This is a genomic window from Flammeovirgaceae bacterium, assembly GCA_015180985.1.
Classification (GTDB): Bacteria; Bacteroidota; Bacteroidia; order Cytophagales; family Cyclobacteriaceae; genus UBA2336.
Genome location: CP054185.1, coordinates 737,304 through 750,894, shown reverse-complemented (window position 1 = coordinate 750,894; position 13,591 = coordinate 737,304). Strand labels below are relative to the sequence as shown.

Below are 13,591 nucleotides of genomic sequence, written 5' to 3'. Positions count from 1 at the left end.
GGCTATGAAGTGGTTCAAAACAATTCCTGTATTATTCCTTAACCTGGCCGCGCTGAGTATGCTCGTTTACTTTTCGGGCTGTTGCTGGAAAACGCCCGAAGATAAATCGTACCGGCTTGAAGTTACGCAGAAGCATTTACTGCCTTACACCGACAGTCAGGTAATCCAGTTTGAAAACGATGAAGGCGAACAATTCCCCGTAACCGTAAGTAAACAGTTCGAAATTATTAAGCTGGCGATGGAAGATGCCGGTTGTGTAGAGTGTTGTTACTATTATGAGACTCTCGAACTGGAAATAACCCGTTTCAGCACGGCCGGACCTGATTCAGTTTTTCCTGTTTTGGTGGCTGCACCGCTTAAATCAACGCCCAATAAACTGAAGGACGGATCATTCGTACTGAAAGTTATTACTGCTGATGCACTTGAATACCTGCTGTCAGGTTCAGGGAGCCTGCTTCGTACAGAACTGGCCCTTTCGTTTGATGATTCGCGGGAACTGATTTGTGTCAGTGATGAACCATTCAGATTTTGCCAGCCTGTATTTGAAATCAATGGGGTGCCATTTGAGTATGTGGCCGGAGTAAGGTTGACAAGCGCACTCAACCAGAATTTTTCATTCCTGGATTGTTTCTTCAATAATTCGGGGCTGCTGAGTATCCGGCAAATCATTTACGATAACAACCAGCCTGTTGATACGATTAATTATTACCGGGTTAATTGATCTTTACATAAGCGGTATCAGTAAAATCTCTCCATTTTCTATTTTTCAAAAAATTTTATCCATGAAATCATCATTATTGCTTCTATTGCTGGTTTCGTTTGCTGCACTTTCTCAGAAAGCCGACACCACGCTGATTCCAAAAATCAAAGACGAAGGCTTTAACCGTTCACAGGTAATGAGTATCCTGGGTATGCTCACCGATGTACACGGTCCGCGGCTCACCAATTCGCCCGGCTACAAGAAGGCGGCCGACTATGCCAAAGCAACCTTGCAATCGTGGGGACTGCAGAACGTTCACTTCGATTACTGGGGAGAGGAGTTTGGCCGCGGCTGGCAGTTGAAAAAATTCAGCCTGTCGGCAACCTCACCGGTTTACTTTCCGGTCATCGCGTACCCCAAGGCCTGGTCGCCCGGAATAAAAGGCACCATCGCCACCGATGCCGTTTACCTCGACATTAAAAATGAAAGTGATATTGAAAAGTATAAAGGAAAACTGAAGGGCAAGATTGTAATGTTCAGTTTACCCACACCGGTAAAGCCGGGCTTTGAGCCGGATGCCCGGAGACTGGATGAAAAAGATTTACTGGAACTTGCCAACTCAGGCGCTACCGAATCATTCACCGGACGCAGGTTTCAGGCGCCCACCGAGCCGCAACGCCTGGCGTGGCTAAAGTGGGATTTGTGTATGAAAGAGGGCGCTGTGGCCATCATTGAAGCGAGTCCGAATTTCAGGCTTGAAGATGGAACCGTAATGGCGGCAGCCGCTACCGTTCCCTATCCGCCCGAAACGCCCTTCGAGGGCAGGTTGTCTTCGCGCAGCGCCAATGCACCTAAAATTTTACCGCAGGTTGTGGTGGCTGCCGAACATTATAACCGCATGGTGCGCCAGATTCAGCAGGGGCTTCCTGTAAAACTGGAACTGACACTTGAAACAGAATTTTACCCGGCTGAGCAGGGCTTTAACGTGATTGCAGAAATACCGGGCACCGATTTGAAAGATGAAGTGGTGATGATTGGCGCGCACCTCGACTCGTGGCACAGCGGCACCGGTACTACCGACAATGCCTGCGGGTCGGCTGTGATGATGGAAGCCATGCGTATCATTAAATCACTGGGTGTTAGTCCGCGCAGAACCATCCGCATTGGTTTGTGGGGAGGCGAAGAGCAGGGCCTGCTCGGTTCTCGATCGTATGTAAAGCGCGTTTATGGCGAGCGCCTCGACCGGAGTTTCCCTTATGATTCCATCCGGCTTACGCCTGCAGCCGAAAAATTTTCGGTGTACTTTAATATGGATAACGGCTCAGGCAAATACCGGGGCGTGTACATGCAGGGTAATGAAGGTGCGCGGCCTGTTTTCCGCGAATGGCTTAAGCCATTTGAAAAGCTCGGAGCATCTACGTTAACGCTGAGGAATACAGGAGGTACCGATCACTTATCATTCGATGCGATTGGGTTGCCCGGGTTTCAGTTCATCCAGGATCCGATTGAGTACGGCACGCGCACACACCACACCAGCATGGACCTGTACGACAAAGCCGTGGAGAGCGACATGAAACACAATGCGGTAATGACGGCCGCTTTTGCGTGGCTGGCCGCCAATGCCGATCAGAAGTTTCCCAGAAAATAGTGTGAATTACATAGCAACATTGAGTATCTTGGTGCTGTGCGTTTTTTACTCATTAATATTGCACTTTTTGGCTGTCTGGTTCTGAAGGCCCAGCCGGCCACCGTTCGGTTCGATAATGAGCTAAAGGCAAATGTTGTTGTAACCAAGGTTACCGATCTTCAGCTCTTTACCCAGACATCAACCTATTCACTGAAAGTAATCCGCTCAATTTCGTTTTGGGAGGATGAACCGGATTCTGTTTCCTTGTATACATTACGGTCGAATGGTATTGCGGTTTATCTGAAGAAAAAACGGCTTGCCCCGATAGAAGCGCCAAAGGAATACACCGAATATACCTCGAATGGTAGCTTTGGATTTGGTGTGGGCCTGGAATATGGCGGCTTTGGAACAAAGTTATCGCTGCTAACAGCCAAACCGGTTGGCCTTTTTGTCGGGCTGGGTTATAACCTTGAGGGACTGGGCTACAATGTTGGATTCGATATCAAATTTACTCCCCGGAAAACCACAACCGCCTTTATTACGGCTATGTATGGGTACAATGCAGTAATTGTAGGGGGCGAAGATGAGAAAACATACTATGGCTATTCCGTTGGAATGGGGGTTAAACTTACCGGCAAGTATCGCCAAAAGAATTATACCTCATTAGCCTTTTTAATTCCCTTTCGTGATAAGGAATTTGTAAATTATGCAAAGGCAACGAATCAATTTGTAATACCGGTTCTCTTCAGCGTAGGTTATAACCTTGGCTTTTAATCCGACCGTTTACTGTTGCACTTCCCGGTAACGAAGACAATCCACCAGGTGGTCGTTCACCAGTCCGCAGGCCTGCATGTGTGCATACATTACCGTGCTGCCCACAAACTTGAACCCGCGATTAATGAGGTCTTTACTCAGCGCATCCGATTCCTTCGTGGTTGCCGGTACCTGTTTTAATGTCTTCCATTTGTTTACGATGGGCTTGTGGTTAACAAATTGCCAGATGTAGGCATCAAAACTGCCGAACTCTTTTTGTACCTCCAGAAAGCGTTTGGCATTGTTTACCGCGGCAAATACTTTGAGCCGGTTCCGAACGATGCCCGGGTCAAGCAGAATTTTTTCCAGTTTCTTTTCGGTATAGCGGGCCACTTTCTGCGGATCGAAATCAGCAAAAGCCTTTCGGTAGCCTTCCCGCTTTTTCAAAATGGTTGACCAGCTTAATCCCGCTTGCGCCCCTTCAAGAATCAGGAACTCAAAGTGTTTCCGGTCGTCATGTACAGGTACCCCCCATTCGGTATCGTGGTAATTGATGTATTCTTCGGATTTAAGGCACCAGGCACACCGTTTTTTTTCTTTTACAGGCATAGTTGTTGATGTTAACAGAAGAAACTAAGTTTATAAGGCTGACAGCGCTGTGTCAGCACCAACTTAATGAATCTGTAAAACTTAATTGCAATACCATGAAGCCACTTCTTTTACTACTTCTGCTCATCTCACCCTTAATGATGTTGGCGCAGGATCCGGAGGCCAAACTCAAGGAAATGAAAATCGAATTATTCACACCCCCGGCTCCCATGGCCAACTATGTGCGCGCGGTGCGTACAGGTAACCTGGTCTTTCTGGCCGGTCACGGACCCACCAAACCCGATGGCACCAACATCCAGGGCAAGGTAGGAAAGGATCTTTCGGTGGAAGAAGGCTACATGGCCGCCCGGCAGGTAGGCATTGCGATGCTCTCCACCCTGAAAGCCGAAATCGGTGACCTGAAAAAAGTAAAACGCATTGTAAAAGTACTGGGCATGGTAAACTGCACCGAAGGATTTACTGACCAGCCTAAGGTTATCAACGGCTTTTCCGATCTGATGGTGGCCGTGTTCGGCCCCAAAGGTATGCATGCGCGTTCGGCCGTGGGTATGAACGCCCTGCCTTCCAACATTGCCGTTGAGGTAGAGATGATTGTAGAAGTAGAATAGTAACACCCCCCTGTGTCCCCCCTCAAGGGGGGACAGGGGGTGTAAAAATTTCAGACATGAGCACCCGCAGAACCGTCCTCAAATCACTCGCCCTTTCCTCGCTGGCGTTGCCGGTGATGAATGCATTCGGTGAACCCGCCCCGAAACTCCCCGATGTCAACGACCCCGACTACTGGAAAAAAATCCGTGATGCCTTTATGCTGTCGAAAGACAAAGTGTTCTTCAACACGGGCACGGTAGGCGCCATGCCGAAGGTAGTTGTGCAAAAAGTGGCTGAGCATTTTGAAAAACTGGCCACCGATGTGGCCGACTGGGATTACAAGGTTGACATCGGCTGGATAAGCGGGTACTACCCGATGCCGGACATCCGGAAAAAAATTGCGCAACTTATCAATGTCGATGCCGCCAGCATCGCTTTAACCGACAATGTAACCAGCGCCATGAGCTACATCGCCATGGGGCTTGAACTTAAACCGGGCGATGAAGTGCTCACCAGCAACCAGGAGCACGGAGGCGGCCGAAGCTCGTGGATTGTGCGCGAAAAGCGCGAGGGCATTAAATACCGTGAAGTGGCATTACCCAAACCGATCCGAAACAGCGATGAAGTACTGTCCATCATTCGCAAAGCCCTCGCTCTCGAAACGAAAGTGCTTATGCTCTCGCACATGATTACCGGCAGCGGGGCCATCCTTCCTGTAAAAGAGATTTGCGCGGAGGCAAGAGCCAAAGGAATCATCACCGTACTGGATGGCGCGCAGACCATCGGGCAAATTAAAGTAGATGTGGCCGATATCGGCTGCGATGCGTACGTGGGTTGCTTTCATAAATGGATTGGCGCACCGCCCGGCACGGGCTTTATGTGGGTGCGGCCCGAACTGCTCAAATCGTTGTGGACTACTGTGAGCAGCTACCAGTGGAACAACCACGAGGATGAGGGCTTCCGGTTTACACAACGGGGTACGGGAAACTATTCGGTGATGATTGGCATGGATGCCGCGCTGGATTTTCACAACGAAATCGGTCCGCAGCGCGTATACGATCGCATTAAGTTTTTAGGCAACTACCTGCGCGATGGGTTGCGCAGGATGCCGAAGGTAAAAATCTTCTCACCGGTTGATGAAACCATGTGCGCAGGCATTACCGTGTACAACGCGGCCGGCCTCACAGGGGCAAAACTCCAGGATGAATTCTGGAACCGCGCCCGCATGCGCCCCCGTTCGCAGGGCGATGAATTTGGTGTGCGCCACTGCACGCACATTTATAACAACGAGCAGGAACTGGACAAGGCGCTGGGCATTGTGAGGGCACTGGCGGGGTAACATTAAAAATATCTTACTCCTTGTTGGCGTTCTTCTCCAACAAGGAGTTTATCAATACGCCTGTATCAGTACATCAGTTGGAGTACCTGGTTTTTTTGAGAATCACGGATCATAATCCAGGGTAACGACTAAGCAACTGTGTAAAGGCCCGATTCGGCCTTGCTGAAAGGGGATGTGGAATGTACCACTTTCAGCCGAATCGGTTGCATTTAAAGACTTAACTTTAAACACAGTTACCATGGAAAATCAAGAACAACACCCACTACTCAAAGAGATGCTCACCCCTGAGTTTCTCAAGCAATTTAAGAATTCGAAAGACCTCAACAGCTTTATCGATGAACTTTTCAAAAAGGGCATGGAGCAAATGCTGGAAGGTGAACTCGATGGCCATTTGGGCTATGCCAAACATTCACCAGAAGGGATTAACTCCGGGAACTCACGGAACGGAAAAACCCGTAAGACCATCAAGACCACGCGAGGTGAACTACAGATAGAAGTACCTCGGGATCGGAACAGCACGTTTGAGCCCGTCCTGGTTCCCAAGCGCAGCCGGTTCGTAGAAGGCATCGAAGAAATTATCATCTCCTTATATGCCCGGGGTATGAGCGTACGCGACATTGAAATACAAATCCGGGAAATCTATGGTGTGAATGTTTCGGATGCCACTATTTCCAACGTTACCTCGCGGGTACATACGTTGGTAACGGAGTGGCAAAGCAGGCCTCTTTCATCGGTGTACTTTGTGGTGTGGATGGATGGGATCGTATTCAAAGTCCGGCAGAATGGGAAGGTGATCAACAAAACCATTTACCTGGCCGTAGGCCTTAATGCTCAGGGGTTTAAGGAAGTATTGGGCATGTGGCTGGGTGAAAGCGAAAGTGCTTCATTCTGGATAAGTGTACTTACTGATTTAAAAAGCCGTGGCGTGGAAGATATTCTCATCACCAGCACCGATAATCTGAAGGGCTTCACCGATGCAATCACCAGCGTGTTTACCCAATCGGTAACCCAGATTTGTGTAGTTCATCAGATCAGAAATGCGCTTCGCTACGTTGTCTGGAAAGACAAGAAACAATTTGTAGCCGATTTGAAGACTGTTTACGGAGCACCAAACAAAGAGCTGGCTGCTCAAGCCTTAGAGCAGCTTGAAGTAACATGGGGCAAAAAATATCCGCATGCTATCAAGTCGTGGAAAACGAATTGGGATAACCTCACGCACTTCTTCGATTATCCGATCGAAATCCGAACGCTGATCTATACCACGAACATTATCGAAAATCTCAACGGAAAAATCCGCAAGTATACCAACAACAAACTTTCGTTCCCTGACGACCAGGCGGTGGTGAAAGCGGTGTACCTGGCTTTACGGGAGATCACCAAAAAATGGACCTTGCCCGTGAGAAACTGGCCACTAATCGTAAATCAATTTTTAACTATCTTCGAAGGCAGATGCAAAATATAAAACCTTTACGCAGTTGCTTAGTCGTTACCCAGCACTTACACACTTAATTAGGCAGTGTCTAATCCAGCACAAGATCACAAGGTTTTTAGAAATCCGTTAGTAATCTTGCTGAATGATGTACACGCACTATTCCAACAAGGTCAGTACCAATTCTATAAATAATCCTATAGTTACCTTCAACTAACTCCCGTATATCTTCTTTCCCAAACTCGGGGACTATTCTCCCCGATTGAGGATACTTCTCTAATTGGTTAGTTCTATAAATTAGTTTATTTATGTACCTGTCCGCGTATAATTTTGAATCCTTTGATATGTATTCGTGAATTGATTTTAAATCGGCAACGGCTAATTCGGTCCAAACAACTTTCACCATTTCTTTACCATTTCCTTAACCTTTGCTTGATCCACCGTTTTTCCATCCTCAAGTTGTTTTAACCCTTCTTCAACTTTCTCCATAAAAACAAGTTTTTCAATTAGATCTTCCAGGTCAAATTCTTGCGGCAACTCATTGACAGCCTCCAATGCCTTTTCCTTTTTCATAGTTCAATTTTATACCAAGTTAAGCTTTTTCAAAAAACTGATTAATTAAATAGCCGAGTTTATATCCCTAACAATATCCTCCACATCCTCAATCCCAACTGAGAGCCGCACCAGCTTATCAGAAATACCCACTTTCTTCCGCTCGGCCGGTGTGAGTTTGGCGTGCGATGTTTTGTGCGGCTGGTTAATGGATGATTCAACCCCGCCTAAACTAACCGCGGGTTTTATCAATTCTAGTTTTGAAATAAATTTATCGGCATCACCTTTCACTTCAAACGAAAGCATGCCGCCAAAGCCTCCGGGCATCTGCTTTCCGGCAATGGCATGACCGGGGTGCTTCTTTAATCCCGGATAGAAGACCCTGGCAATTTTTTTATTGGCGCTCAGCCATTCGGCCAGTTGCATGGCATTTTCATTTTGCTGGCGCACGCGCAGCACAATGGTTTTTAAACTGCGCTCCACCAGCCAGCAGGTGTTGGCATCGGCATTGCCGCCAAAGTGCAGGGCGCTTTGTTTGATGGGATCAATAAACTTTTTTGATGCAGCCACCACTCCGCACATCAGGTCGCTGTGGCCGCCAATGTACTTGGTACCGCTGTGCAGCACAATATCAATACCCAGGTCGGCCGGATTCTGATTTACCGGAGAGGCAAAGGTGTTATCAATAAGGGTAGTGAGTTTGTGTTTTCTGGCTATGCGAACCACACCGGCCAGGTCGGTAATTTTAAGCAACGGGTTGGAGGGTGTTTCCACATAAATGGCGCGCGTATTTTTGCGGATAGCCTTTTCGATGTTTCTTAAATCACTTGCATCCACCATGGTGTATTCTATGCCATAGCGATTCAGTTCGTTCACTACAGCGTGGTGCGTTCCGCCATACAAGTCGTTTTGAAAAACCAGGTGATCACCGGCTTTTACCTGCGCCATGATAGCCGTGAAAATGGCGGCCATGCCCGAGCTGAATACCAACGCATCTTCGGTGTTTTCAAGCGCAGCTATTTTTTCGGCTGCTGCCCGGTGATTGGGCGTGTTGAAATAGCGCGGGTACCGCACGCCCCCGTGGTAATCGTAGGCCGCGGCCGGAAACAACGGAGTTACCAAACCGCCAAATTGGGTATCGCCCGGTGAGCCGGCATGTACGCTGAGGGTGCTTTTGGATTGGAACGTTTTTTTCATGAATTAAAGATACGTGAAGTAGATATTACAACGCGGTTAAGCCAACGGTTTACTGGTGCTGAAAAGGCTTTTTGGGGCTCCGATTGTCGGTTAACCGACCGTTACTTTTTCATTATCAATAGGTTACAGCAAACTTTTTTGAGGCATAAACGTTATCTTTACAGTATCAACCACTACAACCATGACCACAGCCACACAAAAGCTGCAGATCCTGGAATCGCTCAATGCATTGGACCAATCGCAAACGGAGAAGGTGCTGGCCTACATCAAGAACATGCTGGTAACTTCACGCGATGAGATGCAGTACAAGCGCTTTAAACGCGAAGCGATGAAGGAGATTCGGCAGGCGCTGAAAACGGATCGGAGCCTGAAATCCCGGGCCTGACGCCAGCCGGGTTTTGTTTTCGCTGGCATTTTACCGGTGCCGGGCAGGTTATTCTTCACTTCTTTTGAATCTTATCTCTCTCCGTCTTTTTAAAGATTCTTCGCTCCGCTCAGAATAACAAAGGAACCACCTGATGATCTGTGAAAGTGATCACCCAATCTGCTGCACTTAATGGGCCCTTGTTTGACTTTAATCAGTTATGGAACGATCTACAAACAGAAGAATTCCTAACGTACTATTCTGAGGGAAGAATCTTTTGGTTTATTCAGTAATGAAAGATTCTTCGCTTCGCTCAGAATAACAAAAAAAGCTATTTGATGATTTGTGAAGTGATTACGGCAAACTGCTGACACTTTTTTTCAATGAGTTCTTGTTTTGGTCGGAGGTGCTTAACCGATCATGGATCGAACTCCGCATAGCAAAACCCTGACTTGCCATTCTGAGGGCGGAACGACCGAAGAATCTCTTAAGTTTGTTCAATAATGAAAGATTCTTCGCTTCGCTCAGAATAACAAAAAGAATTAATGATAATCATTTAGTTATGCTGCACATACTTTTCCCATTTCTCCAGCACCGATTTGAAATCGTCCGGCAAATCCGAATCGAAGGTCATCTTCTTTCCGGTAACGGGATGAACAAAGCCTAATGTTTTTGCATGCAGGGCCTGGCGCGGCATCAGCTTAAAACAATTCTGAACAAACTGTTTGTATTTGGTAAACACCGTTCCTTTCACCACCTGGTCACCGCCATAGGTGGCATCATTGAAAAGCGGGTGGCCGATGTATTTCATGTGCGCGCGAATCTGGTGGGTACGGCCGGTTTCCAACCGGCATTCAACCAGCGAAACATAGCGCAGCGGCTTCAGTGTTTTATAGTGGGTAACAGCGTGTTTACCAAAGTCGCCTTCCGGGAAAGCGGCAATCACCCGCCTGTCTTTGAGGCTGCGGCCTACGTTTACTGCAATAGTTCCTTCCGCGGGATTAGGCTCACCCCACACCAGCGCCCGGTACGTGCGTTCGATGGTGTGATCAAAAAACTGTTTGGCCAGTGCCGTCATCACCGGCTCCGACTTGGCAATGACCAGCAAGCCCGAAGTATCTTTGTCGATGCGGTGAACCAGGCCGGGCTTTCCTTCGTTCCCCGGAAGCTGCGGCAGGTTTTTGAAATGATAGGCCAGTGCATTTACTAATGTTCCGCTCCAGTTCTGGTAGGCGGGGTGCACTACCATGCCGGCCGGTTTGTTAATTACCAGCAGATGGTCGTCTTCAAATACTATGTTTAGCGGAATGTTTTCAGGAGTGATGTCCGTATCGCGCGGGGGTTCGGGCAAAGAAATCACGATCACATCGCTGGGATGTACTTTGTAGTTTGACTTTACCGGTTTGCCGTTAACAGTAACAAAGCCTTCGTCAATGCCCTTCTGGATTTTGGTGCGCGTAATGTTGGGCAGCCGGTCGTTCAGAAATTTGTCAATGCGCAACAAACTTTGACCCGGATCGGCCACTATGCGGTGGTGCTCGAACAAGAGTTCGTCTTCATTTTCATCCGGTTGAAGGTCATCATTCAGCATGGCTGCAAACCTACCAAAATAGATCGTAACCCGGTCATACTGATTCCGGCTTGACTTGGACGACATCGTGGTTATATTCGCATCGCATTTTTTAAACGGATGAGATTACCAGCTATTCTTTTGCCGGTTGTTTTGCTTGGGAGTTGCAGCACCCCACCAGCCACCCCGATTAATGAACAACTTTTTGAACCGGGTGTCAGCCTGGGTCAACTGGCCGACAGGGCCATCAATGAAGCTTCGGGTATCGCGGCCAGCACCGTTAACCCCGGTATGTTGTGGACGCACAACGACAGTGGCGACAAGGCGCGCATTTTTTTGATTGACTCACTGGGACGGACCATGATGGTCGTAAATCTGGCTGGCATAAAAAACCGCGACTGGGAAGATATGGCTGTAGGACCTGGGCCGGACTCCACAAAAACCTGTGTTTATATTGGTGAAATCGGAGATAACGATGCGCGGTATGAATTCAAATACATATACCGGATTGAGGAACCTGTTTTTAAAGGATCCGATACTACCCTCACACAGATCGATTCGATAAAATTTATTTACCCCGATGGCAACCGTGATGCAGAAACAGTATTGATTGATCCGCGTACGCGCGATTTGTACATCCTTTCAAAACGCGAAAAGCGCGTAAACCTGTACCGCCTGCCTTTTCCGCAATCAACAACGGAGGTTATTACTGCCGAATTGGCGGCACCTGAACTTGACTTTAACCGGCTGGGCGAGGTGAAGGGCTACCATCCGCGGTACTTCAACCAGGTTGTGGGCGGGGATATTTCGCCTGATGGTTCCGAAATTCTGATTAAAGACTACAGCTCGGTTTATTACTGGAAGCGCAATCCGAACGAAACAATTGCGGATGCTCTAAAGCGAACACCCGAAGTGCTTCCATACGCACCCGAGGCACGCGGTGAGGGGATCACATTCAGCATTAAGGGTAATGGGTATTACACCTTAAGCGAGGAAGTTGACGGCCACATACCGCACCTGGTTTTTTATCGCAGAAAGAATTAATTACTATTCAAACCGTACGGCCGTACCGCAGGCGGTAACCATCAGCATGCTGGAGCCGGATCCAACCGTTTCGTAATCCAGGTCAACCCCGATTACCGCATTGGCACCTTTGGCCTGTGCCTGTTGTACCATTTCGGCCAGCGCACTCTCTTTAGCTTCTTTCAACACGCGTTCGTAAGCGCCCGAGCGGCCGCCAACAATATCGGTAATGCCGGCAAAGAAATCCTTTACCAGGTTAGCTCCGATAATGGTCTCACCCGAAACCAGGCCATAGTATTGCGTTATCTTTTTGCCTTCAATATTGTTTGTTGTGGTTACCAGCATAATGTACTGATTGATTGGTAAAAGGGCAGAATCTTATAAATATAAAAGTCCGCACAACGTACGGACTTTTTAATGGGAATTTTTCCGGCAAGTTACAGCACGCCTTGCGCCTTCATGGCATTGGCCACTTTTAAGAAACCGGCAATGTTAGCACCCACCATATAATTGCCCGGCTTGCCGTACTCGTTGGCTGCGGCCAGGCAGGTATCGTGAATGTTTTTCATAATGCCCTGCAGTCTGGCATCTACTTCTTCGCGCGTCCAGTTGCTGCCCATGTAGTTTTGGGTCATCTCCAACCCGGAAGTAGCCACACCACCCGCATTACTTGCTTTGCCGGGTGAATACATAATGCCATTATCAATCAGCACGTTGATGCCTTCGATGGTCACGGGCATGTTGGCCCCTTCGCCAACCAGTTTAACTCCGTTCTTTACCAGGTTTTTGGCATCGTTGCCGTTTACCTCATTTTGGGTAGCGCACGGAAATGCACAATCCGCTTTAATGCTCCAAAGCGGATTACTGTTGGCTTTGGCATCAATGGGTGTATAAACAACGCCTTTATATTTTTCAGCATATTCTTTAATGCGGCCGCGCCTGTTGTTTTTCAGATCCTTGATGAACTCCAGTTTGGCCAGTGTTATGCCTTCAGCATCGTAGATGAACCCATCGGAGTCGGAGGCAGTAACGGGTTTGCCTCCGAGTTGAATTATTTTTTCGATGGCGTATTGTGCTACGTTACCAGAACCTGATACCAAACAGGTTTTTCCTTTGATGGATTCGTTTTTCGTGTGCAGCATGTTTTCGGCAAAGTAAATCAGGCCGTAACCGGTTGCTTCCGTACGGATGAGACTGCCGCCCCAGCCGATGCCCTTGCCGGTGAACACACCGGTAAATTCATTTTTGATTTTCTTGTAAGCGCCAAACATGTAGCCCACTTCGCGGCCACCCACACCAATATCGCCTGCAGGCACATCCAGCCGATGCCCGATGTGGCGGGTAAGCTCGCTCATAAAGGCCTGGCAGAATTTCATAATTTCATTTTCGCTCTTTCCTTTCGGATCGAAATCCGAGCCGCCTTTGCCGCCACCCATCGGAATGCCGGTGAGTGCGTTTTTAAAAATCTGTTCGAAAGCTAAAAACTTGAGCACACTGGGCGTAACGGAAGGATGAAAACGAAGTCCGCCTTTATACGGCCCGATGGCGCTGTTCATTTGTACGCGGTACCCGCGGTTCAGTTGCACTTCACCTTTATCATCCAGCCACGTTACTCGGAAGGAGATAAGGCGCTCCGGCTCCAGCATACGTTCCAGTATTTTTAGTTTGCGAAACTCGGGGTGTTTTTCCAGTACCGGTAAAACCGACAGGATTACTTCTTCTGCGGCTTGAATAAATTCAGGTTCGTTCGGATTTCTTTTCTTAACAAAGTCAAGGATATCGGCTTGCATAGCGATGAAAATTTTTGCCAAGTTAGCAGAAGTATCAGGATTGCAAACGT

The 13,591-nt window shown here is 48.1% G+C and carries 15 protein-coding genes; 8 read left to right on the top strand and 7 right to left on the bottom strand.

The annotated features are described in order from the left end of the window. Nucleotides 1–4: 4 nt before the first annotated feature. The 3 genes from HRU69_03635 to HRU69_03625 are packed head-to-tail and all read left to right on the top strand — an operon-like array spanning nt 5 to nt 3,101. Nucleotides 5–721 carry a hypothetical protein gene (locus HRU69_03635; protein QOI96633.1) on the top strand — a complete coding sequence of 239 codons (717 nt, stop codon included), beginning with the start codon at nt 5–7 and terminating at the stop codon, nt 719–721. Between the two features lie 52 nt (nt 722–773). Beyond that, nucleotides 774–2,348, top strand: a complete 1,575-nt coding sequence (locus tag HRU69_03630; protein ID QOI98814.1) for a M20/M25/M40 family metallo-hydrolase — start codon at nt 774–776, stop codon at nt 2,346–2,348. Between the two features lie 36 nt (nt 2,349–2,384). Then, nucleotides 2,385–3,101, top strand: a complete 717-nt coding sequence (locus tag HRU69_03625; GenBank protein ID QOI96632.1) for a hypothetical protein — start codon at nt 2,385–2,387, stop codon at nt 3,099–3,101. Nucleotides 3,102–3,110: 9 nt separating this feature from the next. Here HRU69_03625 and HRU69_03620 read toward each other — a convergent pair whose 3' ends face one another. Further along, nucleotides 3,111–3,689, bottom strand: a complete 579-nt coding sequence (locus HRU69_03620) for a DNA-3-methyladenine glycosylase I (GenBank protein QOI96631.1) — start codon at nt 3,687–3,689, stop codon at nt 3,111–3,113. Nucleotides 3,690–3,784: 95 nt separating this feature from the next. Here HRU69_03620 and HRU69_03615 point away from each other — a divergent pair, with 95 nt between their 5' ends. From HRU69_03615 to HRU69_03605, 3 genes are all read left to right on the top strand, one after another. Then, nucleotides 3,785–4,297, top strand: coding sequence for a RidA family protein (locus tag HRU69_03615; protein ID QOI96630.1), 513 nt, complete (start codon nt 3,785–3,787; stop codon nt 4,295–4,297). Between the two features lie 56 nt (nt 4,298–4,353). Next, entirely contained in the window at nt 4,354–5,616 is a 1,263-nt protein-coding gene (locus tag HRU69_03610) for an aminotransferase class V-fold PLP-dependent enzyme (GenBank protein ID QOI96629.1), read from the top strand. Nucleotides 5,617–5,890: 274 nt separating this feature from the next. Beyond that, a complete protein-coding gene (locus HRU69_03605; GenBank protein QOI98813.1) occupies nt 5,891–7,078 on the top strand; it encodes an IS256 family transposase in 1,188 nt (395 codons plus the stop codon). 85 nt (nt 7,079–7,163) lie between these two features. On the opposite strand, the gene HRU69_03600 is transcribed toward HRU69_03605, so the two are convergent. Genes HRU69_03600 through HRU69_03590 form a run of 3 tightly spaced genes read right to left on the bottom strand, consistent with a single transcriptional unit; the run spans nt 7,164 to nt 8,794 of the window. Then, nucleotides 7,164–7,451 (bottom strand): type II toxin-antitoxin system RelE/ParE family toxin, encoded by a 288-nt coding sequence (locus HRU69_03600; GenBank protein QOI96628.1) that lies wholly within the window; start codon nt 7,449–7,451, stop codon nt 7,164–7,166. After that, complete coding sequence (locus tag HRU69_03595; GenBank protein QOI96627.1) at nt 7,445–7,618, bottom strand: hypothetical protein; 174 nt, start codon at nt 7,616–7,618, stop codon at nt 7,445–7,447. Before HRU69_03595 ends, HRU69_03600 begins: the two co-directional genes overlap by 7 nt. A 45-nt stretch (nt 7,619–7,663) precedes the next feature. Further along, on the bottom strand, nt 7,664–8,794 hold the full coding sequence (locus HRU69_03590) for a PLP-dependent transferase (protein QOI96626.1): 1,131 nt from the start codon (nt 8,792–8,794) through the stop codon (nt 7,664–7,666). Between the two features lie 181 nt (nt 8,795–8,975). On the opposite strand from HRU69_03590, the gene HRU69_03585 reads away from it, so the two are divergent. Further along, nucleotides 8,976–9,179, top strand: coding sequence for a hypothetical protein (locus HRU69_03585; protein ID QOI96625.1), 204 nt, complete (start codon nt 8,976–8,978; stop codon nt 9,177–9,179). 535 nt (nt 9,180–9,714) lie between these two features. Here HRU69_03585 and HRU69_03580 read toward each other — a convergent pair. Beyond that, nucleotides 9,715–10,749, bottom strand: a complete 1,035-nt coding sequence (locus tag HRU69_03580; GenBank protein ID QOI98812.1) for an RluA family pseudouridine synthase — start codon at nt 10,747–10,749, stop codon at nt 9,715–9,717. Between the two features lie 99 nt (nt 10,750–10,848). On the opposite strand from HRU69_03580, the gene HRU69_03575 reads away from it, so the two are divergent. After that, on the top strand, nt 10,849–11,772 hold the full coding sequence (locus HRU69_03575; GenBank protein ID QOI96624.1) for a hypothetical protein: 924 nt from the start codon (nt 10,849–10,851) through the stop codon (nt 11,770–11,772). A 3-nt stretch (nt 11,773–11,775) separates the two neighbouring features. Here HRU69_03575 and HRU69_03570 read toward each other — a convergent pair whose 3' ends face one another. Together HRU69_03570 and gdhA are read right to left on the bottom strand one after the other, a co-directional pair. Then, on the bottom strand, nt 11,776–12,096 hold the full coding sequence (locus HRU69_03570) for a YbjQ family protein (protein ID QOI96623.1): 321 nt from the start codon (nt 12,094–12,096) through the stop codon (nt 11,776–11,778). A 92-nt stretch (nt 12,097–12,188) separates the two neighbouring features. After that, nucleotides 12,189–13,541: an NADP-specific glutamate dehydrogenase gene (gdhA, locus tag HRU69_03565; protein QOI96622.1), complete on the bottom strand. Its 1,353-nt coding sequence runs from the start codon at nt 13,539–13,541 to the stop codon at nt 12,189–12,191. Between the last annotated feature and the right edge of the window lie 50 nt (nt 13,542–13,591).